General features: G+C 65.0%; 15 protein-coding genes and 1 pseudogene. 5 read left to right on the forward strand and 11 right to left on the reverse strand.

Annotated features, from left to right (window positions below; translation table 11 throughout):
* Window positions 1–9 precede the first annotated feature (9 nt).
* Window positions 10–4884, reverse strand: a complete 4875-nt coding sequence (locus JOD97_RS21300; protein ID WP_209722965.1) for a diguanylate cyclase — start codon at window positions 4882–4884, stop codon at window positions 10–12.
* Between the two features lie 467 nt (window positions 4885–5351).
* Between JOD97_RS21300 and JOD97_RS21305 the strand changes: the two genes are divergently transcribed.
* The gene (locus tag JOD97_RS21305; protein WP_209722967.1) at window positions 5352–6122 is read left to right on the forward strand and encodes a ParA family protein; all 771 of its coding nucleotides are present in this window, start codon (window positions 5352–5354) and stop codon (window positions 6120–6122) included.
* A 20-nt stretch (window positions 6123–6142) separates the two neighbouring features.
* Here JOD97_RS21305 and JOD97_RS21310 read toward each other — a convergent pair whose 3' ends face one another.
* The gene (locus JOD97_RS21310) at window positions 6143–6775 is read right to left on the reverse strand and encodes a TetR/AcrR family transcriptional regulator (RefSeq protein WP_209722970.1); all 633 of its coding nucleotides are present in this window, start codon (window positions 6773–6775) and stop codon (window positions 6143–6145) included.
* Window positions 6776–6885: 110 nt separating this feature from the next.
* Between JOD97_RS21310 and JOD97_RS21315 the strand changes: the two genes are divergently transcribed.
* The gene (locus JOD97_RS21315) at window positions 6886–7914 is read left to right on the forward strand and encodes an SDR family oxidoreductase (protein ID WP_209722972.1); all 1029 of its coding nucleotides are present in this window, start codon (window positions 6886–6888) and stop codon (window positions 7912–7914) included.
* A 34-nt stretch (window positions 7915–7948) separates the two neighbouring features.
* Here JOD97_RS21315 and JOD97_RS21320 read toward each other — a convergent pair.
* The 3 genes and pseudogenes from JOD97_RS21320 to JOD97_RS21330 form a co-directional block, all read right to left on the reverse strand.
* A pseudogene (locus JOD97_RS21320) lies at window positions 7949–8149 on the reverse strand (SRPBCC domain-containing protein); the annotation flags it as partial.
* A gap of 3 nt (window positions 8150–8152) precedes the next feature.
* On the reverse strand, window positions 8153–9922 hold the full coding sequence (locus JOD97_RS21325) for a methyl-accepting chemotaxis protein (RefSeq protein WP_209723790.1): 1770 nt from the start codon (window positions 9920–9922) through the stop codon (window positions 8153–8155).
* Between the two features lie 223 nt (window positions 9923–10145).
* Window positions 10146–10919 carry a helix-turn-helix transcriptional regulator gene (locus tag JOD97_RS21330; protein ID WP_209722978.1) on the reverse strand — a complete coding sequence of 258 codons (774 nt, stop codon included), beginning with the start codon at window positions 10917–10919 and terminating at the stop codon, window positions 10146–10148.
* A 93-nt stretch (window positions 10920–11012) separates the two neighbouring features.
* Here JOD97_RS21330 and JOD97_RS21335 point away from each other — a divergent pair, with 93 nt between their 5' ends.
* Window positions 11013–11687, forward strand: a complete 675-nt coding sequence (locus tag JOD97_RS21335; RefSeq protein ID WP_209722981.1) for an MSMEG_1061 family FMN-dependent PPOX-type flavoprotein — start codon at window positions 11013–11015, stop codon at window positions 11685–11687.
* Window positions 11688–11703: 16 nt separating this feature from the next.
* On the opposite strand, the gene JOD97_RS21340 is transcribed toward JOD97_RS21335, so the two are convergent.
* Window positions 11704–12717 (reverse strand): hypothetical protein, encoded by a 1014-nt coding sequence (locus JOD97_RS21340; RefSeq protein ID WP_209722984.1) that lies wholly within the window; start codon window positions 12715–12717, stop codon window positions 11704–11706.
* Between the two features lie 46 nt (window positions 12718–12763).
* Complete coding sequence (locus JOD97_RS21345) at window positions 12764–13336, reverse strand: hypothetical protein (protein WP_209722987.1); 573 nt, start codon at window positions 13334–13336, stop codon at window positions 12764–12766.
* Window positions 13337–13605: 269 nt separating this feature from the next.
* Between JOD97_RS21345 and JOD97_RS21350 the strand changes: the two genes are divergently transcribed.
* Window positions 13606–15282, forward strand: coding sequence for a hypothetical protein (locus JOD97_RS21350; protein WP_209722990.1), 1677 nt, complete (start codon window positions 13606–13608; stop codon window positions 15280–15282).
* Window positions 15283–15407: 125 nt separating this feature from the next.
* Here the strand turns inward: JOD97_RS21350 and JOD97_RS21355 are convergent, their stop codons facing one another.
* Window positions 15408–16925, reverse strand: a complete 1518-nt coding sequence (locus JOD97_RS21355) for a family 43 glycosylhydrolase (RefSeq protein WP_209722993.1) — start codon at window positions 16923–16925, stop codon at window positions 15408–15410.
* A 486-nt stretch (window positions 16926–17411) separates the two neighbouring features.
* Here JOD97_RS21355 and JOD97_RS21360 point away from each other — a divergent pair, with 486 nt between their 5' ends.
* The gene (locus JOD97_RS21360; protein ID WP_209722997.1) at window positions 17412–18992 is read left to right on the forward strand and encodes an isocitrate lyase; all 1581 of its coding nucleotides are present in this window, start codon (window positions 17412–17414) and stop codon (window positions 18990–18992) included.
* A gap of 71 nt (window positions 18993–19063) precedes the next feature.
* On the opposite strand, the gene JOD97_RS33130 is transcribed toward JOD97_RS21360, so the two are convergent.
* The 3 genes from JOD97_RS33130 to JOD97_RS21375 form a co-directional block, all read right to left on the reverse strand.
* Window positions 19064–20683 (reverse strand): methyl-accepting chemotaxis protein, encoded by a 1620-nt coding sequence (locus tag JOD97_RS33130; RefSeq protein ID WP_209723000.1) that lies wholly within the window; start codon window positions 20681–20683, stop codon window positions 19064–19066.
* 111 nt (window positions 20684–20794) lie between these two features.
* Entirely contained in the window at window positions 20795–21769 is a 975-nt protein-coding gene (locus JOD97_RS21370) for an AraC family transcriptional regulator (RefSeq protein ID WP_209723003.1), read from the reverse strand.
* Between the two features lie 272 nt (window positions 21770–22041).
* Window positions 22042–23580, reverse strand: coding sequence for a carboxylesterase/lipase family protein (locus JOD97_RS21375; protein ID WP_209723006.1), 1539 nt, complete (start codon window positions 23578–23580; stop codon window positions 22042–22044).
* Window positions 23581–23677 lie beyond the last annotated feature (97 nt).

Genomic DNA, 23677 nt, shown 5'->3' on the forward strand with positions numbered 1-23677 from the left:
GCCTTGGATTCATTGTGAGGCCCCGGGCGGCAGCGGCTTGCCACTGACGACCCGGTTGCGACCGCCTCGCTTGGCCTCATACAGCGCCGCGTCGGCTTGTTCGATCCAGTGGCCGGGCCGGGAATCCGCCCCCGGCACAACGGCCGTGACGCCGGCGCTGATCGTCACGATATCGAACGGCGATTGCGCATGCGGCTCACGCAGCGCTTCGACCGCCGCGCGCACCCGTTCGGCAACCTCGCACGCCCCCTCGAAGCCGGTGTCGGGCAGCACGACGACGAACTCCTCCCCGCCGTAACGCGCCACGAAATCGCAGCCGCCGCGCAGCCCGGTGGCCAGCACGTCGGCCACGCGCCGCAGGCAGGCGTCGCCGCCCTGGTGGCCGTAGCGGTCGTTGTACAGCTTGAAAAAGTCGATGTCGATCATGACCAGACCGAGCGAAGCGCCGCCGCGTTTGGCGCGCAACCACTCCACATCCAGCGTCTCGTTCAAGCTGCGCCGGTTGGGCAGCCGGGTGAGGAAATCGGTGCGGCTGATCTGTTCCAGCTGCGAGTTGGCCTGCTCCAGGGCGGCCGTGCGTTCGGCGACCTTGCGCTCGAGCGAGGCATACAGCAACGCATTGTCCAGCGAGACCGACATCTGCCCCGCGATCAGCATGATGGCATCCATCGTTTCGGCGCTGAAGGCGGCGCGGCGCAGGCGGCTTTCCAGCATCAGGATGGCGCGCAACTCGCCATGGTTCAGGATCGGCGCGCACAACAGCGAACACAACTCCATGCCGGCGATATACGGGTCGCCGGAAAAGCGGTCGTCGCGGGTGGCGTCGTCGAGCATCAGCGTTTCGCGCGTGCGTTCGGTGTAGCGGAAGACCGACAGCGCCAGCTCGCCGCGCGCGCCGGCCTGGTCGGCCGATACCGGTTCGCCCTCGCCAAGCGAGCCGGCGAGGAACCAGCCTTGCCGGTCGTCGGCGCGCACCAGCAGCCGCACGGCGGTGGCGCCCGTGAGCGCGCCCAGCACCTTGCCGAGGCGCTCGGTCAGCCGCGCCAGGCCGGTTTCCGAACTGAGCGCCTGCGAGGCGCGCAGCACGGCCAGCATGTCGAGAACGTCGATGGTGACGTTAGCGCTGTTGCCGCCGTCCCGCAGGTGCCGCAAACCGCCGCCCGCGCGCAGCAGCGGATGCTCGCGCCGCATCTCCCCCACCTTGGCGGCCGCGCCCCAGGCGTCGTACAAGGCGCAGGCCTGCGTCAACAGCGGGCCGCCGCTGTGCTCCATCCCCTGCGCCAGATGAAACAGGCCGGCGCGCTCCATGATCAGCGCGCGGTGCCAGGGTCGCTGGCGCCGCGCCGCTTCGTCCATCGCCCGGTCGAAGGCGGCGCCGGCGATCCAGGTGTCGCCGGCGGCCCACGCCCGTTCCGCCTCGATCCAGCGCAGCAGATGCATAAAATTTTGCGGGGCGTCGGCGGCACGCGGCGCCAGCCAGCGCAGGCAGCTGGCGTCCAATTCTTCCAGCACCGCGGCGCGTTCGTCCGGCGGCAAGCCGCGCGCCTTTTGCGCCAGCGCCAGCGCTTGCAATACCCGCGCGATGGCGGTGAGATAGTAGCCGGGCGCGCGTGCCAGCATCGGCATGGCCCGGGCCGCGTGCCTGGCCAGGGTCGCGGCGTCGCCGAAGATGGCGGCGGCCAAGGCGCGCACCAGGTGGAACACCACGGCGTTGGTACCGGGGCCGCCCAGGGCTTGCAGGTAGTCGTCCTCGTCGAAGTCGGCGTCGGACAGGCTGCCCGCCGATTGGGTTTCCCCGCGCAAGGCGCGGATCAGTTGGCGGCGCGGCCGGTAACGCTTGGTGAAGTCGGAATGCTGCACGCGCTTGGCGAACGCCAGGCCGGCCTCGGTCTCGGCGGCCGCCGCGTCGAGCGTGGGGGCGCAGTCGAACAGCAGATCGGCCGCCTGGTAGGTATAGGCGCCGAACGCCATATTGCCGGCTTGTAGCAAGCCCTCGCGGGCGCGCCGGAATTCCGGCACGATGTCTTCGATCGGCTCCACCCAATGGCCGGCCGTGACGGCGTGGACATAACGGGTCAGCGACGCGCCGTGCGGATAGCCGCGCGCTTCGGAGACCGCCAGCAGGTGGCGGCCGGCGACATAGGCGCCCCGATAGTCCTGCGCCTTTCCGACCAGCAGGAAAGGAACGCAACAGACGCCGGACAGCAGTTGCCGGCAGGGCCCATGCGCCATCCACAGGCGATGGGCCTCCAGGATCAGCCAGGCGAAGACGGACGTGTCGGCGAAATAGCCGGCATTGGCGGTCGGCGCGATCAAGGCGGCGCAGGCCAGCACGCGCGGATCGGCCGCTTCGGGGCGCGTGAAATCGAGGAGTTTTTCTTCCCCCCGCCGCCACTTGTCGAGTTCCCGCAGGCCCGCCGCGATGACCGGACGCGGATCTTCGGGCCTGTGCAATCCCAGCGCCGAGAGCACCGTCAAACCCAGCTCCATGGCGTCCTGTTGCCGGCCCCGGCTGATCAAGCTGATGATCTGGACGCCCGCCGGTCGCACCAGCGCGATCGGATCAGTGCACCGCGCGGCGATGGCGGCATAGACAGCGTCGCCTTCTTGCTGCCGGCCCAGGCCGTACAGCGCGGCATGCCATTCGACTTCCAGCGTCGCCAGCAGCGCCGCATCGGCAGGCGACTCAAATAACTTGAGCAGCTTGACGGCGGCCGCCAAAAACCGCTCGGCGACGGCAGTGTTCAGCACCCGCGAGCGATCGGCGGCGCGCACGAACAGGCCCAGCGCGCGGCGGCGTTCCGCCTGGTCCACCAGCGCATCCGCCACCGCCAGGTATTGCTCGGCCGCCGCATGGCCCATATCGATACACGGCGCCAGCCTGCGCGCCAGGCGCAGATGTTGCCGGCACTGCGAGGCCTGGTCCATGCCCTCGAACACGGCTTGCTGCACGCGGTCATGCGAAAAGCGCAGTACCGTCGCCGCGCCCGATTCGATAACCAGCAGACCATCCTCCAGCGACGGCGCGAGGCGTTCATCCAGTCCGTTGGCGTCCAGATCGGCCACCAGCGCCAGCACCTCGCGACCGGCTTCGCCGCCCAGGCAGGACAGGATTTCCAGCACGTCGCGCGCGCCATCGGGCAGCCTGGCGATGCGGCGCCGCCGGATGTCGGCCACGCCCGCGCCGCCGACGTACCTGCGAATCGCCGCGGTATCCCAGTCCCAGCGGCCATCGCGCGCCACCAGCAGGCCGTCCTGGCGTAACGCGTTGACCAATTCGACCGTGTCGTAGGGGTTGCCCCCGGTGCGTTCGTGTAGGGCGGCGGCCAGCTTGTGCGCCTCGGCCGCCGGCAGGCGCAACATCTGGCCGATCAGCGTGCCGACGTCGACGCACGGTAATGCGTGCAACAGCATCGTGGGCGGGGCGACGCCAAGTTCGCCCCAATGCGTCATCAGGCGGCCAAGCGGATGGACGGCATCGACTTCCGCGTCGCGGTAGACACCGACCACCAGCAGACCGGGTATGCGATCCGCCCCGGTGACCAGCGCGTCGAGCAGGCGTACCGAAATGGACGGCGCCCACTGCAAGTCATCGAACACCATGACCACCGGTCGCTCCGGCGTGGCGACGCTGCGTATCAAATCAAGGCTGGCCTGGAGCATGCGCGCCTCGGCCTCGCGCGGATCGGCCACCTTCACGTGAACCTGCTCGCCCAGCAGCAGCGCGAATTCGGGAAGCAGCGCGGGCCCGAAACCGACGTTGGCGCCCAGGTTCTGAAGGATGCGCGCGCGGTGCAGCGCCAGTTGGTCTTCTGGCTCGGCCAGCAACAGGCGGCCCATGGCCCGCAATACCTCCACCGACGCCTCCAGGCCGCCCTGCCCGTACTGGTCGAACCGGGTGGCGACAAACCAGCCGCGCCGGGCCGAAACCATCGAGCGCAATTCGTTGATCAGCACGGATTTGCCGACGCCCGGCGCCCCCGCCACCAGCAGACAGCCGCTCTCGCCTTCGATCGTGTGGTCAAGCGACTGCCGCATGATCGCCAGTTCCCGGTCGCGGCCGATCAGGCGCGACGCGGGCAACAAGCGCCGGGCGAAGTCCTGTTGGCGCAGCGGGAAAGGCGCCGTGTCGGCGCGTCGCAGCGCGGCAAGCACGCGCTCCAAATCCTGGGCCAGTCCTTCGGCGGTGTGATAGCGGCGATCGGGCTCCTTGTCCAGCAGCAGCATGACGATGTCCGACAGCATCGGCGGCAGCTCCGGACGCAGCGCGGCGGGCGATGCCGGCACACGCACCAGATGATCGTGCATCAAATCGAGCAGGTCGTCGGCCTCGAATGGCGGACGCCCCACCGCCATCTCGTACAGCAGCGCGCCCAGCGAATACAAGTCGGCGCGCTGGTCGACCGGCCGTCCGGTGCGCCCGGTCTGCTCGGGCGCCATGTAGCGCAGCGCGCCGGCGAGATGGCAATGGTGCGTGAAGCCCGGCCATTCCTCGGCCGCGCTGCTCGACATATTGAAGTCGATGAGTATCGGCTGGAGTCCGGCTGCGCGGATCAGCACGTTCGATGGCGTGACATCTTTGTGGATCACGCCGGCGCGATGCACGCCGGCCAGCGTCCGCGCCAGCGCGCGGCCCAGTTGCACCACGTCGGCAATCGAGAACCGGCGCCTACCCAGCAGTTCGGACAACGGCACGCCTTCATCGTCGTGCAGGGCCAAGCTGTCGGCGCGGCTGGCGGCATGCGCGACCCTGACGACGCCGTCAACGCCGGCCAGGCGTTCGAGTATGCTTTTTTCGTGCGCGAGACGCTGGACGGCCTCGGTGCCGAACGCCTGCTTGACGATCAAGCCTTCGCCCCGGGCGGAAACGGACTGGCGCGTCACCAGGGTATTCGCGCTGCGGTACAAAACCTCACCCGCGGCGAAATCCTCAACGTGTGCTTGAACGCCGAACACGACGCCATCTCGAGAAGTCACCGGGAGCTACCTTTCTTTATCCGGGAGCGATTCCCAGGCCCTGATTGGATCTCCGCCGAACATGGGCACGGAGCAATAATTAGTTCCTATGATGCATCAAAAAGGCGTGACAAAAATCGTCTTTGTGACGATTGGTGGTTTTTTTGTCGAAGAGGCGCGCGATGCCGGAATGAAATCGATAAGCAAGATGTTATCGAGACCAAAAACGCGACAGCTTTGTGGCCGGGGAGCGACAGAAACCATTGCCAACTTTGAATTTCGGACAAGAGAACACCGCGTCCCCGCCTTGCGACACCCAAATCACGAGCACGTGGCAAGCGGGACCCGGTCTTTGCTCTAGAATGTTTGTATTTTCATCACTACACGGGCGAGCTATGAAACGGGTGATTTTCAATCAAAAAGGTGGCGTGGGCAAATCGACGATCGCGGTGAACCTGGCAGCCATCGCCGCGAGCCAGGGCAAGCGAACTCTACTTATCGACATCGACCCGCAGTGCAATTCCAGCCGATACGTGCTCGGCGTCGCGGCGCAGGAAGTGGCGCCGACACTGGGCGCCTACTTCGAACAAGTGCTGAGCTTCAGCATGTTCGCCCAGCCGGCCGGCCATTACGTCCATCCGACCCCGTTTGACAACCTGTCCGTCATCGTGGCCCACCCCGAGCTGGGCGACCTGCAATCCAAGCTGGAATCACGCAACAAGATCTACAAGCTGCGCGATTTGCTGCGCGAACTGGACAAGGAGTATGACGAAATCTTTGTCGATACCCCGCCAGCCTATAACTTCTTCAGCCAATCCGCCCTGATCGCCGCCGACAGCTGCCTGATCCCGTTCGACTGCGACGACTTCTCGCGCCAGGCCCTGTACACCCTGATCAATAACATCAAGGAGATCAAGGCCGACCATAACGCCGGCCTGGACATCGAGGGCATCGTGGTCAACCAGTTTCAACCGCGCGCGCTACTGCCGCAGCGCATGGTCGAACAACTCAAGCAGGAAGGCCTGCCCGTGTTCGACAACAAGTTATCGAGTTCGATCCGCATCCGCGAATCGCACGAACGCAATCTGCCGATGATCCACCTCGACCGCAACCACAAGCTAAGCCAGGAATACCTGGGGCTGTATGGCGAGCTGCGGGCCACCTGAGGGTCAGCCGCGATTTCCATTCACATGCCGGTCGGCGCCACCGCGCCGGCGATCAGCCCCCGCAAAAACACCAGGATCAACCGTCCCGACGGATCGGGCCGCGCGCCCATGCCTTGCAACGCCAGGCCGTGCGCCAGCGCCATGAAGGCCGCCGCCAGTTCCTCCGGTTCGGCCGGCGGCGTGCGGCCCAGTGTCGCGAACAGCTTGCCGACCACCTGCCCCAGCCTGGCCCGGTGCGCATCCCACACCGTCTGGTACTTGGCCGCGAACGCCGGGCTGCGGTTGGCGTGCAGCTGCAGTTCGATCGACATCATGCTCCAGTCCGCATCGTGGTTGAGGGTGGCGGCCCAAGCCTCCAGCTCCGCGAAGATTTGTTCAGCTGTCTGCCCCGCCCCGTCCACAAGCCTGGACAGCTGCGCGCCTTCGGCCTCCATGTGCTCCCGCAGCAACTCCAACAGCAGTTCCTCCTTGCTGGCGAAGTTCGAATAGAACGCCCCCTGCGAATACCCGGCCCGGTCGGCGATATCGCGGATCGACGTGCCGCCATAACCGTGCGTGACGAACAGCTGCCGCGCCGTGTCGAGCATGCGCGCGCGCGTCTGCGCCTGGCTTTCCTCGCGGCTGAGCCGCTTTCTTCGTGTGGATGCATTCATGGACGTGAAGATATCACATGCACTCCAGATAGCGAAACTCGGATATCACTTGACATTTCAATTCGGCGACGGCAAACTAGATTTCAATCGAACTTTAAAATTCATCTGACATGAATACTGCCATCGCATTGACATCCGCTTTCGTCACCGGCGCGACCGGTCTGCTCGGCAACAACCTGGTGCGCGAACTGGTCGCGCGCGGCGTCGCCGTCAAGGCGCTGGTGCGCTCGCCGGCCAAGGGCCAACAACAATTCGCGGGATTGGCGGGCGTCGAGCTGGTGCCGGGCGATATGGCCGATGTGCCCGCCTTCGCCGGGCAACTGCGGGGCTGCGACGTCGTGTTCCATACGGCGGCCTTTTTCCGCGATAACTACAAGGGCGGCAGCCACTGGGAGGAACTGCAGCGCATCAATGTGGACGGCACCGCGCTGCTCATCGAACACGCCTACCGCGCCGGCGTGCGGCGCTTCGTGCAAACCTCGTCGATCGGCGTGCTCAACGGCGAACCCGGCGCCCCCATCGACGAAACCTGCCTGCGCGAACTGGACGACGCCGACGACTACTACCGCAGCAAGATCCTGGCGGACCAGGCCGTGCTGCGCTTCCTGGGGAGCCATCCGGACATGCACGCGAGCCTGGTGCTGCCGGGATGGATGTGGGGCCCGGCCGACATCGGTCCGACGTCGTCGGGACAATTCGTCAACGATGTGGCGCTGGGCAAATTACCGGGACTGGTGCCCGGCAGTTTCTCGGTGGTCGACGCGCGCGACGTGGCGCAGGCCCACATCGCGGCGGCCGCGCGGGGCAAACGCGGCGAGCGCTACCTGGCGGCGGGCCGCCACATGACGATGCGCCAGCTGGTGCCGCTGCTGGGCAAGATCGCCAACGTCAAGACGCCGACGCGCGAGCTGCCTTTGGCGCTGCTGTACGCGCTGGCGGCGGTGCAGGAGCTCTACGCCCGCGTCACCGGCCGGCCCATCCTGCTCAGCCTGGCCACGGTGCGGCTGATGGTCAAGGAGGCCGGGCGCACCCACTTCAACCACGCCAAGAGCGAGCGCGAACTGGCCCTGAACTTCCGGCCGTTCGAACAGACCGTGGCCGATACCGTCGGCTGGTATCGCAGCCAGCACTGGTTCTGACGCGGGCGGGGGCATTCGCCGTTGCGCCCGCCGATCATGGCTCCCCGGCCATGACCCCTTCCAGATTGTTGAAGAAGTTCTTCCACCCGTGTTGCGCGCCCTGATAGGCTTGTTCCTGGTCGAGGCGGAAGCCGGCCTGCTCCATCCTCAGGTTGGTGCCCACGCCGGTCGGCTCCAGCGTCCAGGTGACGATCGTCTCCACCCCGTACGCGGACCAGGTGTACGAAAGCGCCTTGCATCAACCTGCCGCGCTGGCGCCACGCGGTGAAATTAAATCCGGTCTCGGCGACAAAAGGCCGTTCGACTGGGTCGACGGCGCCCCGGCGGGACGCGCTTTCCGCGCGGGGGAAGCCACCGTGAGCGCCCTGGTGGCAGCGGCCCGGCGCACCGGGGCGTGCGCGGGCGCGGCGTCGGCGCCGCCTGGTCCGCGCACCTTGAACGCGCTCACCGTGTGGACCAGGTTGCCGGCTTGATCCCGCAACGACTCGGCGGCGGCGGAGGCCTGCTCCACCAGCGACGCGTTTTGCTGCGTGACGTTATCCATTTCGATGATCGCCTGGTTGACCTGCTCGATGCCGTCGGATTGCTCCTGGCTGGCGCTCATGATTTCGCCGATCATATCGGTCACCCGCCTGACGCTGGCCACTACCTCGGACATCGTGGCGCCGGCGTCGCTCGCCAGTCGCGAGCCCGCGTCCACGCGCTCGACCGAGTTATCGATCAAGGCCTTGATCTCCTTGGCCGCGCTGGCGCTGCGCTGGGCCAGATTGCGCACTTCCGACGCGACCACGGCGAACCCACGCCCCTGCTCGCCGGCACGCGCCGCTTCGACGGCCGCGTTCAACGCCAGGATGTTGGTCTGAAACGCGATCCCGTCGATCACGCTGATGATGTCCACGATCTTGCGCGAGGCTTCGCTGATGGCGTCCATCGTGCCCACCACTTCGTCCACGACGAGGCCGCCCTTGGCGGCGATATCGGAGGCGGTGAGCGCCAGCGAGTTGGCCTGGCGCGCGTTGTCCGCGTTTTGCCGGACCGTCGAGGTCAACTCTTCCATCGACGACGCCGTCTCCTCCAGCGAGCTGGCCTGCCGTTCGGTGCGGCCCGACAAATCGCTGTTGCCGGAGGAGATTTCGGCGGCCGCCGTCGACACCGTTTCGGCGTCGCGGCGAACGGAAGAGACGACGTCGGACAGCGACAGCTGCATGCGTTGCACCGCCGCCAGCACGCTGCCGGTGTCGTTGGCCTTGACGCGCAGGTCGCCGGTCAGGTCGCCGCCGGCGACGCGGCTGACGGCGTCGCACAAATCGGTCGGTTCGGCGCCCAGCGCGTTCAACAGTTTTTTTGAAATCAGCGTTCCGGCCACGATGGCCAACGCCGTCGCCAGGACGCTGACCGTCAGCAGCGTGTTTCGGGAGGCGATGAAGTCGGTCTGGGCTTCAACGATGAGTTCGGCGGAGCGCTTGGCGGTCAGCTGGGCGTAGTCCGCCGATGCGGCGATCAATGCCGCGAGCAACGGCCGACACTGTTCGTTCATGCGCGCGATCGCCTCGTCCTTCTTGTCATGAAGAGCAAGGTCGACAATCGCCAGGGCGACCGGCGCATAGGCCTTTTCTATGCCGTCGATTTTGCCGATCAGCCGGCGGGCCTCCTCGGAGGCGGACGGGTCCTTCCCGAGTTCGTTCAACTTCTGCAGATTCGAGCCGACCTCCGCGTGCGCCTGGTTGACGATCCTGGCCTCCGCATCGCGGTCGCGGGCGGTGGCGACGAGCACCAGATTTCGTGCCGCGATCGCCCGCAGGTCCACCGCTTCGCGCACCGCGTGGGCCGCCTCGGCGCGGGCGCGCACACCGTTCACATAATTCTCAAATTTATCGGCCTGATGCAGGAAGCTGGTCAACGAGATCACGGCGATCCCGACCAGCAGCACCGCCATACCACCAAAAGCGATTGCAAGCTGAGCTCGCACAGATAATTTTTTCACAATATTCCCCTGGAGAGTATCCATCATTATTCGATGGCGTTTCGGCTACATCCGGCTTTAAGAAGTTGGTATGTCTGCCGCTGGCGGCCGGATAGAGGCGCGAGCGATGGGGCGACGGCACGGGGACGGGGTGCCGCGTTTCACGAAATAATAATATTTGTGTATTTCGTTTTATTTGATGAATTCATTTTCCCACAGGAAATTAATAAAATCAAATAAAACATTTTTGCGGGCGGCCCGCAGGGGGCTAGCCGCGCCGGTAGGCGGCCGGCGTCGCGCCAAAGGTCCGCTTGAACACGCTGATGAACGCGCTGGCGCTCGAATAGCCCAGATCGAACGCCACCGCCTGCACCGGCATGTCCTCGGCCAGCATCTCCAGCGAGCGCATCAATCTGGCGCGCTGGCGCCAGGCGGTGAAATTAAATCCGGTCTCGGCGACAAAGCGCCGGCTCAAGGTGCGCGATCCGATCGCGGCCCAGTCGGCCCAGCTCTCCAGCGCGCGGTCGTCGGCCGGATCCTTGATGATCGCCTGGGCGATCTTTTGCAGGCGCGCGTCCGTCGGCAGGGGCAAGCCGAACGGCTCTACCGGCAGCGTCCTGATCTCGTCGAGTATCACTTCGACGACGCGCCGCTTTTGCTCGCTCCATTCCGCGGACGGCCAGCTGCTGGCGCGCAGCACCGCTTCCCGCAACAGGCCGGAGGTGCGGATCGTGCAGGGCCGGCGCGGCAGGTCCTGGCACGCCTCCTCGGCGACATACGCGTTCCAGCCATGAAACGGCCCGTACGAGCGGCCCGAATGCAGATGGTGCGGCGGCAGCCACACCGCGTGGATCGCCGGCACGATCCAGACGCCGTCCTCCACCTCCACCGACAACAGTCCCCGCATCGAAATGAACAACTGGCCCCGCGCGTGCCGGTGCGGCGCGGAGACCAGATCCTCTTCCTGGCTGCCCTCGACGACGAACACCACCGGCCCCTCCGAGGAATTGGTGTCGCGGCGGTCGATGGATAGGTGGGGCATGGCGGCAATTTGATATTGAATGGCGCGGATGAGCTACAGCCGCCATCGAAAATAGCATTAATCTGGTGACTTGAGCAACCACGGAGCATCAACATGCGCGCACCCGGCGATTTACCCGAGACCACGGACAAAACCAACGCAAGCGAGGGGACGGTCGATCTCGACGCCCTGTATGCCCCGCCCGCCGAGATGATACAAAAGGCGGTGCTGGACCACCTGGTCGACTTTCACCTGGACTATCTGAACGCGGCCACGTTCTTCTGCCTGGCGACGGGCAGCGACGATGGATTGGACGCCTCGCCACGCGGCGGGCCGCCGGGATTTGTCCACGCGCTGGACGCCCACACCGTGGCCTTCGCCGATTGGCCGGGCAATAACCGCATCGAATCGCTGCGCAACATCGAACGGGACGCCCGCCTCGGCATGCTGTTCATCTTTCCGGGATTAGAAATCTTCATGCGCATCAACGGCCGTGGCAAGGTCTCGACCGATCCGGCCTTGCTGGCGCGCCTGGCCGAAGGCGACCGCTTGCCCAAGACCGCGACGGTGGTTCAGATCGACCAGGTGCTGCTCCACTGCGGCAAGGCCGTCAACCGCGCCAAGCTATGGCGCGCGGAGTCGCACATCGATCCCGCCGCGTTGCCGAGCGTCGGCAAAATAATCGCCGCGCTCGGCAAACGCGACAGCGCCCAGACGCCCATGGACGACGCGCAGATCGAGCAGATCAACCAGCACTACGACCACTCGGTGCGGCACGACCTGTACTAGCGACGGCCGCCCACACTCACGAACCCTTGGTACGCGGGCCCAGGACCTGGGTGAACAGCTGCTTCTCCTCGGCCGAGGCGGCCGGGCGTTTGACGGCCGTGGTCAACGCGCCACGCAGGTTGGGCGTGAGTTCGACATCGCCGCTGTTCACCGAGCTCAGCGTTTCACGGACCAAATCGCTATAGGCGCCCTTCGACAGCTGCGCGATAGCGATGTTGGAAGCCTCGCCGGGCGAGTTCAGGCGGTAGAGCTTTTGGACCGCCAGCGCCCGCACGATTTCGCTGCCCGCGCTTTCCGCCAGCTGGTTCAAGAGCTGGACCGCATCGCTGCGCAGATTGGCGGTATCGCCATTCTTCTGCTCCGCGAGCGTGCCGATGAAATTGAGCCGCGCGACGGCGGTGCGATCATCGGCTGGCGCGCCCGCCTTCAAATCGGCCAGCGCCCGGACGATCACATCCTGCGGCACCTGCCCTGGCATGTTGAAGTAGGTCTCGTACATCTCGGCGAACTTGCCGACGCTCTTGTCCTCCCAGATCGTGTCGGCCTCTTGCAGCACGATGCTGCGGCCAGCCGGCGACGCGACCAGCAGCGAGCGCAGCATGTCGCGCTCCATGCCCTGTTCGGCCGGCATGTTGTGATAGAACTGCTGCACGACTTTGACGATGTCAAGGTTGCCCTCGATCGACGCCAGCAGCCGGGCCTGGAGTTCCTCGACCTCGCTCGAAGTGAGGTTCTCCCGCTTGCGGATCTTGTCGACGAAGGCACGCAGGCTTTCGGCGGTCTCCGCCGGAGTCAGCAGCTTGACGGCGCCGGCCTCGGCCGGGGCGTCGGCGGGCGCGCCGTGGGCGCCGGCCGCCTCGGCGGACAACGCCGCCAGCGCCTCGAAGGCCGCCGGCGCCCGGGATGGCCGCGCGCCGGAACCTGCGACCGGCGGCGCGCCGGCCTGGTCGGCCCGCTGCCCGCCGCGGGAGACTAAGTAGCCTCCCGCCGCGATCAACAGGCAGGCGCCGACGACCGCTATCGCAGCCACGCGGGGCGAGGAAAAATGGATATTGAAAGGCATGCCTTAAATCCTGTCAGATCTTGTCGTACTGGCAGCTGCTACCGCGCCACTCCGGCAGATAACCCTCGGTGGTGTAGGCGCCGCCCACGTAGGTGCATCGCCAGCTAGGGCCGCCCATCCAGTCGGAGCGCCAGCCGGCCGGGCAGCTCGACCTCAACGTCAGGTAGTTGTCGCCGCCAAGCACGCGCATTTTGCCCCAGCGTTCGCTGAAATTGATGACCGCGCGGCCTTTGTAGCCCTTGTTGGGGCTGCAGGTGACGGTCTCGCTGCGGATGTTGCAGGCCGTCCAGGAGTGATTGACACCGGCGTTGATCTCCATGCCACCGATGCGGGTCGGGATCGCCCATTTGCCACCAATGTTGAAGCCGGTTGTCCGGCAATCGGAATGGCCGGTCGACAAAGCCACGCTACCGCAGGAACCACCTTTATCGCTGAAACAGTAGTGCCAGCTTGAACCGTCCAGGTAGTAGCCATGCTGGTTCTTGCCGACCCAGCCCCAGAACTGGGTATTCAGTGTTTGCGCACCGGCCATGCCGCTGTAGGCGGCCATCAAAACAAACAACAACGCTATTTTTATGGATTTCATAGTGGTTCCCCTAAACTGGTATTTGAAAGCGACACGAGTCTTCATAAACAACCCAGCGCAGGCTACCGAAATTTTGTTACGCCCCTGTTACACATGAAACTAGGTGAAGAAAACGACACGCCTCCGAATGGCGATCACCCAGCATCTACAAGGGAAACACCACTTCCCGATATCCAATTCGATATCCATGGCGCTGCAAATTTCATTAGACCGCCGCCGCGTATCGGCCTACCGTCGCCCGACAACCCCGTTCCGACGAGAGAATAAAAATGAAGAGACTCCTCACCGCCCTGACCCTCGCGGCCAGTGTGCAGCTATGCTTTGCCGCCTCCCCCATTCCGGTCAAGCTGACCGTCGACGCGGCCCGCGTCACGGGGCCGATGACGCCGATCTGGGCGTGGTTCGGCTACGACGAACCCAACTACACCACCGCGCCCAACGGCAAGAAGCTGCTGAGCGATATCGCCGCGCTGAGCCCGGTCCCGGTGTACGTGCGCGCGCACAACCTGATGACCTCCGGCGACGGCAGCTACGCGCTCAAATGGGGTTCGACCGACATGTACAGCGAGGACAAGGACGGCAAGCCGGTCTACAACTGGACCATCATCGACCAGATCTTCGACACCTACATCGAACGCAAGATGAAGCCGCTGGCGCAGATCGGCTTCATGCCGCGGGCGCTGTCGCAGCGTCCCGATCCCTACCAACATCAATGGAAGCCGGGCACGCCCTACCAGGACATCATGACGGGCTGGGCCACGCCGCCGAACGATTACGACAAATGGGCCGAGCTGATCTACCAATGGGTCAAGCACAGCGTGGCGCGCTACGGCCAGAAGGAAGTGGAAAGCTGGTACTGGGAGGTGTGGAACGAACCGGACGGCCTGTACCTGATCGCGCCGGACACCAAGCGCGAATACTTCAAGATGTACGACTACGCTGCCGACGCCGTCAAGCGCGCGCTGCCGACGGCGCGCATGGGCGGCCCGCACACGGCCGGCGCGGGCCGCTTCATGGACGAGTTCCTGGAGCACTGCCTGCGCGGCCAGAACGCCGCCACCGGCAAGACCGGCGCGCCGCTGGACTTCGTGGCCTTCCACGCCAAGGGCGCGCCCAAGCTGATCGACGGCGTGGTGCGGATGGGCATGAACACCCATTTCAAGCACCTCGACGAAGGCTTCGCCATCGTTGAAAAATATCCCGAACTCAAAGGCGTGCCGGTGATCATCGGCGAATCCGATCCCGAGGGCTGCGCCGCCTGCGGCATGCAGACCAATCCGGAAAACGCCTACCGCAACGGCACCTTGTACTCGAGCTATACGGCGGCCTCGATCGCGCGGGAATTCGATCTGGCGGCCCGGCGCGGCGTCAACCTGATCGGTGCGGTCAACTGGTCGTTCGAGTTCGAGGACCAGCCGTGGTACGCCGGCTTCCGCGACTTGGCGACCAACGGCGTCAACAAGCCGGTGCTGAACGTGTTCCGCATGTTCGGCATGATGACGGGCGAGCGGGTGGCGGTGGGCGGCGACCAGGCCTACGACGCCGCGCGCATCCTGGCCGAGGGCGTGCGCGGCGCCCGCACCGACATCAACGCGCTGGCCACGCGCGGCAAGCACAGCATCGCGGTGATGGTATGGAACTACCACGACGACGACATCATCGACGCCGGCGCGCCGGTGGAACTGCGCATCGCCGGCATACCGGCCAAGCGGGTGGCGCTGCGTCACTTCCGCGTCGACAACGACACCAGCAATTCCTACAGCGCGTGGAAACGCATGGGCGCGCCGGCCAACCCGACGCCCGCGCAAATCGCCGCGCTTAAGAAGGCCAGCGAACTGGCGCAAGTAGGCGCGACAACGACGGTAAAGACAGCGGATGGCCGCGCGCTAGTGAAGATGCAACTGCCGCGCCAGGCGGTATCGCTGCTCCTATTAACCTACGAGTAACAACGGTACCACGTAGGGCGGATTAGGCGGAACGCCGTAATCCGCCATGGATGCGCCGTCGAAACGCACGCATGGCGGATTACGCTGCGCTAATCCGCCCTACGTGATTCAGAAGACGCTGGCGTCTAGTTCCCCATCACATACGGCCAACCATCAGCGGTAAATCCGAGCGGATTAATACCCAGCGTCGCAGCCCCATTGTTATTGGCGTCGTAATAGTGATAAACAAAGGTCGGCCGATTATTGTTACCGGCATCGGTGAACACGCTACCGCCGCCCGGACCGATGACGTTGCCATGTGTGCTGAGCAAAATCGTACCACCACCAGCGGTCAGCGCCACGCCGCCCCGGTCCACATACGGCCCGGTGACGCTGGTCGAACGGCCCACGATGGTCCGGTAAGTCGACGAAGCACTGCAGCACGGGTTAATCGGCGCGAAGAAGTAATAGTAGCCGTTGTAGTAATAGATGAACGGTCCCTCCTCGGCCGATACCGGCGAGCCGCGCCGCGCGATCGTGTAGACGTTGGTGTTGGTGGTCGACTGCAGGCCGGTGGCCGGATTGAGTTGCATCAGATGCAGGCCGTCGGTCCACGAACCCCACGTCATCCACCAGTTGCCGCTGGCGTCGCGGAACGGCGCCGGATCGATCGCGTTGTCGGTCGTCTTCTTGAAGCCGGCCGGCGGCGTGTCGTTGCTGGTCCAGGATTTGGTGACGAAGCCCTTGTCGGTCCACGGTCCCTGCGGCGCGGAACTGGTGGCGACGCCGATCACCGCCTTGGCCTCCGTGCTCGGCAGGTAAGGAATCGAGTAGTACTGATAATAGGTGCCGTTCACCACCATCAGGCTGGGCGCCCAAATGTCGGTGTTGGCGCCGTTGTTCCATCCCTTCGGCGTCTGCAGGCCGCTCCACGAAGGGAAATCCGGGCCGATCGCCGGGCAGCTCGCATAGCCGCCCTTTTGCGCGCTGGTGCAGTTGGTGTACAGCGTGAAGGTGTTGAGGTCGGTCGAAGTGGCCAAGGTCTGGTGGCTGCCATACAGCCAGTATTTGCCGGCCGAATCCCTCAGCATGAACGGGTCGTGGACGAAGCGGCCGTCGCCGCTGACGGCGCGCGGCGCCGGATACGGACTGGTTTGCGTATTCACGAATTGCCATTCCTGGCAGGCGCAGCCGGTCAAGCCCCACTGGTCGATGGTGGCCGTGTTCTGGCTGCTGTTCTGGAACACCTCCAGATACTTGCCGCTGTTGACGTTCTGGATCAGGAAGTTGCCGCTAGCGGCCTGGGTGACGGTCCACAGGTGGTCCGAGGTGCCGTTGTCGGCCCACTGGACGATCTGCCCGCCGTCGGCGGTGGAGGCGTTGGCCACGCCCAGCACCTGGTGCGTGAGCATGTTCTCGATGTTGTACTGGCCATTCCCCATCGGCATGAAGTGCCACAGGTGGTCGCTGGTGCCGTTGTCGGCCCACTGGACCACTTTAGCGCCGGCGGTCTGGGCGGCGCCGTCGATGCCCAGCACCAAACCGCTGGCGGCGTTCTTGATCTTGTATTGCACGCTGGTGTTCATCGTGATGGCGGCGTGCGCCGAAAAGGCCGAGCCCGCCAAACCGGCGAGCATGGCCATACATAGCAGTATGCGCTTCATTTATTGTCTCCAAGGATAGTGATTAGGAAGTCCGGAACGATGTCTGAAACCGTGCTTGCCTGAAAGGCCACATCGCCGAACCACGCGTGTCGTCTTTGTTTTTGTCATTCCATGCTACGGCGAGCAAGAAGTTCCCTCCAATCACATTTTTTTCAGCGCCGATACGGGTTTGGATATGGCCCCGGCCGCCGCCGGCGCGGCCGTCCGCCGTTTCACTCAGCAGCTGAAACCCCGTTTCACATCGCGGGAACCCGCCGCAATTTTTGCCGACTCAGCCATATCATTTTTTGAAAATAGCTTTCACATGCCAAAATTTAGAAACTAAGCCATTGAAATCAAAAGGATAAATTTATGTCCTATGTCTTATATAAGACCTTGATGCAACGCACCAAACTAGCCTACTATTTAGTCATGGAGTTCGCGACGGAAAACACAGCGGAACTCGACCGATTTTCTCAAACGCGCTTTTTCTTTCAGGAGATACACATGTCCCAATACCAAGACGACATCAAGGCAGTTGCCAATTTAAAAGAACAACAAGGCAGCGCCTGGAACGCGATCAACCCCGAGTCGGCCGCCCGCATGCGCGCCCAGAACAAGTTCAAGACCGGCCTGGACATCGCCAAGTACACCGCCAAGATCATGCGCGCCGACATGGCCGCCTACGACGCCGACCCGTCCAAGTACACCCAGTCGCTGGGTTGCTGGCACGGCTTCATCGGCCAGCAGAAGATGATCTCGATCAAGAAGCACTTCAACAGCACCGACCGCCGCTACCTGTACCTGTCGGGCTGGATGGTGGCCGCGCTGCGCTCCGAGTTCGGCCCGCTGCCGGACCAGTCGATGCATGAGAAAACCGCCGTCACCGCGCTGATCAAGGAGCTCTACACCTTCCTGCGCCAGGCCGACGCCCGCGAGCTGGGCGGCCTGTTCCGCGAGCTGGACGCCGCCGACGGCCCGGCCAAGGCCGCCATCCAGGCCAAGATCGACAACCACGTCACCCACGTGGTGCCGATCATCGCCGACATCGACGCCGGCTTCGGCAACGCCGAGGCGACCTACCTGCTGGCCAAGCAATTCATCGAGGCGGGCGCCTGCTGCATCCAGATCGAAAACCAGGTCTCCGACGAGAAGCAATGCGGCCACCAGGACGGCAAGGTCACCGTGCCGCACGAGGACTTCCTGGCCAAGATCCGCGCCATCCGCTACGCCTTCCTGGAACTGGGCGTGGACGACGGCATCATCGTCGCCCGCACCGACTCGCTCGGCGCCGGCCTGACCAAGCAGATCGCCGTCACCGCCCAGCCGGGCGACCTGGGCGACCAGTACAACGCCTTCCTCGACTGCGAGGAAGTGTCGGCCGACGCGCTGGGCAACGGCGACGTCATCATCAAGCGCGACGGCAAGCTGCTGCGTCCGAAGCGCCTGCCGAGCAACCTGTTCCAGTTCCGCGCCGGCACCGGCGAGGCGCGCTGCGTGCTCGACTGCATCACCTCGCTGCAGAACGGCGCCGACCTGCTGTGGATCGAAACCGAGAAACCGCACATCGCCCAGATCGGCGGCATGGTCAGCGAGATCCGCAAGGTGATCCCGAACGCCAAGCTGGTCTACAACAACAGCCCGTCGTTCAACTGGACGCTGAACTTCCGCCAGCAGGTCTACGACGCGATGAAGGCGGCCGGCAAGGACGTGTCGGCCTACGAGCGCGCCAAACTGATGAGCGTGGAATACGACCAGACCGAACTGGCGATCACGGCCGACGAGAAGATCCGCACCTTCCAGGCCGACGCCGCCCGCGAGGCCGGCATCTTCCACCACCTGATCACGTTGCCGACCTACCACACCGCCGCGCTGTCGACCGACAACCTGGCCAAGGAATACTTCGGCGAGCAAGGCATGCTCGGCTATGTGGCCGGCGTGCAGCGCAAGGAAATCCGCCAGGGCATCGCCTGCGTCAAGCACCAGAACATGTCCGGCTCGGACATCGGCGACGACCACAAGGATTACTTCAGCGGCGAGGCGGCGCTGAAGGCGGCCGGCAAAGACAACACCATGAACCAGTTCTGATCCGGTTCCACTCCCCGCGGCGGCGGGGACAAGCCAACGCCAACCTTCACGGTTGGCGTTTTTTTTTGACATCAGGAATAGCCCAATGCCAGCGCCGACGTGCCGTCCGCCGCCGGCGCCATCCGCGCGGGCAGGCGCGCCGCCGCCGCGTCGGTCTTGAACACGCTGACCGCCCGCGACAGGCTGGCGGCCTGGTCCTGCAGCGACGACGACGCCGCCGCCGCTTGCTCCACCAGCGACGCGTTTTGCTGGGTGACATCGTCCATCTGCGTGATGGCCTGGTTGATCTGCTCGATGCCGGCGGCCTGCTCCTGGCTGGCCGCCGTGATCTCGCCCATGATGTCGGTCACGCTGCGGATGCTGCCGACGATCGCTTGCATGGTCGAGCCGGCCTTATCGACCTGCTTGCTGCCAAGCTCGACCTTTTCCGCCGACGCCGCGATCAAACCCTTGATCTCGCGCGCCGCCACGGTCGAACGCTGGGCCAGGTTGCGCACCTCGGTCGCCACCACGGCGAAGCCCCGGCCCTGCTCGCCCGCGCGGGCCGCCTCCACCGCCGCGTTCAAGGCCAGGATATTGGTCTGGAACGCGATGCCGTCGATCACGCCGATGATGTCGACGATCTTGCTGGCGGAGTCGTTGATGGCGCCCATGGTCTCGACCACCTGCGCCATCACCGCGCCGCCCTCCACCGCCACCGCCGAGGCCGCGATCGCCAACTGGTTCGCCTGCCGCGCATGGTCGACATTCTGGTTCACCGTGGACGTCAGCTCCTCCATCGAGGAGGCCGTTTCCTCCAGCGTGCCGGCCTGTTGTTCGGTGCGCGAGGACAGGTCGAGGTTGCCGCTGGCGATCTGGGCCGACGCGGTGGCGATCGTCTCGGTGCCGCCGCGCACCCGGGCCACGATGTCGACCAGATTGGTGTTCATCATTTTCAGCGCCTGCAACAGTTGCCCGGTCTCGTCCGTGGAAGGGACGTCGATGACGCTGGTCAGATCGCCGGCGGCGACCGTCTGCGCGACCACCACCGCGCGCGAGATGGGCCCCGTGATCGAGCGGGTGATCAGCCACGACAAGGTGGCGCCGACGACCACCGCGCCGATGACGGCGGCCAACAGCGCCTGCGTGGCGAACTGGTATTCCCGGTTCATATCTTCCTTCGCCGCGCTGTTCTGGCGCTCCTGCAGCGCGATGATCTCGGCGGTGGCCGCGAACAGCTGGTCCTGCGGCCCTTGCACCGCGGTTTTCAAATAAAAGACGGCCTCGTCGCTTTTGCCGGCGTCGATCAGCGCGACCACCTTGCGAAACCGCGCCATGAGCTCGGCGCGGCGGCTGGCGATTTCGCCCGTCAGCGCCTTGCCCCGCTCGCTCCACACCAGCCGGCGCAGGCGCGCGAACGGTTCCTCCATGTTGTCGTTCGCCTGGTTCAAGCGCCCCAGCATTTCCCGCCGGTTGTCGCTGTCGGAATACAGGATGTAATTGCGCACCGAGCGCGCGCACATGTTGAGCTCGCGTTGCAGGTCGTTCGCGGCGTCCAGCTTCAGATTGTTCTCGTCGGTGATGACGTCGATGTTCATCTTGGTGCGCGTCAGCGAAGACCATCCGAGGGCGGCCACCAGCAGCAACAGCAACAGCAACGCGGCGAAAGCAGCGCCAAGCCGGGTTCCGATTTTAAGGTTCGCGAATTTCATTTTCTCTTCCAGTGGTTTGACCGCGCGGCGCGGATGTTATGCGCGAACGATGCTACGGGAAGATGGAACGTAAAAAAATCAGGCGGCCCTTTAATTTCCGTAGGGAAATCCCTACCCGGATGGCGGGAGCGCCAAGCGCGCGTGGCGGGCATTGCCGTCGCCCAGTTGTTGGATCGCCTTGATGTGCCGCATCGGCGGCGCGCCGAACATGCGCCGGTATTCGCGGCTGAACTGGGTGGCGCTTTCATAGCCGACGCGGAAGGCGGCCGTCGCGGCGTCGACCGACTCGCCGAGCATCAATTCCCGGGCATGGTGCAGGCGCAAGTGTTTTTGATATTGCAAAGGGCTCATCGCTGTCATGGCGCGGAAGTGATGGTGCAAGGTCGACACCCCCATCCGGGCGATGTCGGCCAACTGTTCCATCCGCAGCGGCGCCATGTAGTTTTGCTTGAGCCAGGAAATCGCCTTCGCCACCCGGTTGGCCTGCGTGCCGGCCAGGGCGATGCGCCGCAGGTATTCCCCCTGCTCTCCGCTGAGCAGCCGGTAGAGGATTTCCTCATGGATGTGCGGGGCAAGGAACGCGATGTCCCGTGGCGCCTGCAGCAGCGCGATCAGGCGCGCCAGCGCGTCGAACATCTCCGCGGTCGCCGGTCCGACCGCCATGGCCATCTCTCCCGGCGGACGCGAGGCCGCCTGCAGGTCGTGTTGCACGATAATGTGCCGCAAGCGCTCCAGGTCCAGCCGCAGCAGGGCGCCGTAGTACGGTTCGGCGTCGCTCGCCTGCAGAATCTGCGCCGTGGTCGGCAAGTCGATCGCGGTGAGAAAAAAGCTGGACTCGTCGTAGTCCAGCACCGCGTCGCCGACGTACACGCGCTTGCTGCCGCGAATGATCAGGGAAAGACTGGGCTCGTAAATACTGGAAAACGGTGGCGTCGGTTCGGTGACGCGAAACAAAGTGAGGCCCGGAATGCCGGTCTCGAACGCGGTCGCGGGCCAGTCCAGCAGGTCGCAAGCGTCGACGATGCGCTGCCGCACCGGCGCGCTTTGCTCGCCGGTTTGAAGGTCCTTCAGTTCGTATGCTTTCACTGGCGCTCCCGGAATTTCACCCGCCTGGTCTAATGCCGCTAAGTTAAGCGGGGATCGGAATCACGTAGGGCGGATTAGCACAGCGTAATCCGCCAAGCGCCGTCGGCGGCTCATGGCGGATTACGGCGTTCCGCCTAATCCGCCCTACGAAAATCGCTTAACTTAGCGGCATTACACGCCTAGTCTAGCTTTTTCCGTGCCGGCCGCGCCAGTATATTATCGGCCGCCGACAGGATCGGGCAATAGTCAAGCAGGATCGGGCACGCCCCCGCTTATTCCGCCAGCTGTGGGAACACCTGGAAATCCGGCAACGGATGGGCCTTGAGCTCGGCATCGCCGCCGATGCGCAGCACCGACGCGTTGGTCCCATCGTAAGCGGGCCATGCCGGCAAACCTTTCCCCTCCGGGCTGCCGGTACTGGCGAAAGTGACCCAGGTCCGGGCCAGCCTGGTGGCCAGTTGGCGGTCCGCCCTGGTCCATGCGCGGCCGTCCTGCCCCAGATTGTCGAACACGTAGCGGATCTCGGCGCCGTGGCCGGCGCCGCAGCCGTAGCCGCATGGCGTCGACGGTTCGGCCGGCTGGTGCGCGAAGAAGTAGGCGTACGACTTGGAGCGGCCATACTTCGCCTGCAGGTTTGCCCAATACGCTATGCCCCAGCCCCACCAGTCATTGGTCAGTTGATGGATCGAGGCTTTCGCCTGGGCATCGGTGGCGCCGGGGTAACGCGCCATCAAGGCGTCGGAAGGCGCGTATCCCAGCAACTTCGCCACCAGTTCGCGGTGCCGGGCTGCCGTGAAATCGCCGGTGCCCAGGATCTCGGGCGCCAGGTCCTTTCCCTCCTCGGCGTTCCATCCGACCAGCAGCGGCACGTCGTTCTGGCGGTGATGGCGGTAGGTGGTGGTCAGGTCCTCGCGCAGCACCTGCCCCTCGACGATCGCGCGCGGCGACCATGCCGGTTTCTGCAAGGCGTCGACGCTCATGGCGCGCAGCTGCGCCAGATGTGGCGCGCCCAAGCCCCGGGCGAAGGCGAGCCCTTGCGCTTCGGCGCTGCCGCGGTCCACCTGGGTGGTGTCGCCGGCATACAGGGGCACGGCGGCGTAACCGCTCTCGGCGATGGCGCGCTGGAACAGATCCTTGGCCAGCGGCGACGCCACCATCGCCCCGACCGACGTGCCGCCGGCCGACTCGCCGACGATCGTCACGCGGCCCGGATCGCCGCCGAAGGCCGCGATGTTGTCTTTCACCCAGCGCAAGGCGGCAATCTGGTCGCGCAGCCCCTGGTTGCCGGAGGCGCCGTCCGGCGACTCCGCCGACAGTTCCGGATGGGCAAAGAAGCCGAAGATGCCCAGCCGATAATTGAGCGTGACGACGATGGCGCCGTGCTTGGCCAGGTTGCCGCCGTCGAAGCCCGGTTGCGCGGCCGTGCCGCCATAAAAGCCGCCGCCGTGGATCCAGACGATGACGGGCAGCCTGGCGGCTTTTGCCGGCGCCCAGATGTTGAGGTAAAGGCAGTCCTCGCTTTTCGGGTTGGTGACCCACACGGCGGTCTGGGCGCAGGCCGCCGCATAGGTAGTCGCCTGCCGCACGCCTTGCCACGGCACCACCGGTTGCGGCGCGCGCCAGCGCAGCTCGCCGACCGGCGGCGCCGCAAAGGGAACGCCCAGATAGGTTCGCAGCGCGCCGGCGCGCGTGCCGGCGATCTCGCCACCGGTGACCTTGACCGGAGCGGTCCGCTCGGCCGCATGGACCGCGCCCGCCGCCAATGCCGCCAGATGCAACGCGACCAGCGTGGCCGCACGTAAATGTCTCATTATGAGGTTCTCCGATAATGGTCGGAATCCTACTCCCTTTATTCCTTGGCAATAGTGTGAATTTGCGCAGCCGCCTTTTCGAAATTCACCAACGGCA

This window comes from Duganella sp. 1411 (assembly GCF_017833525.1).
GTDB lineage: Bacteria > Pseudomonadota > Gammaproteobacteria > Burkholderiales > Burkholderiaceae_D > Rugamonas.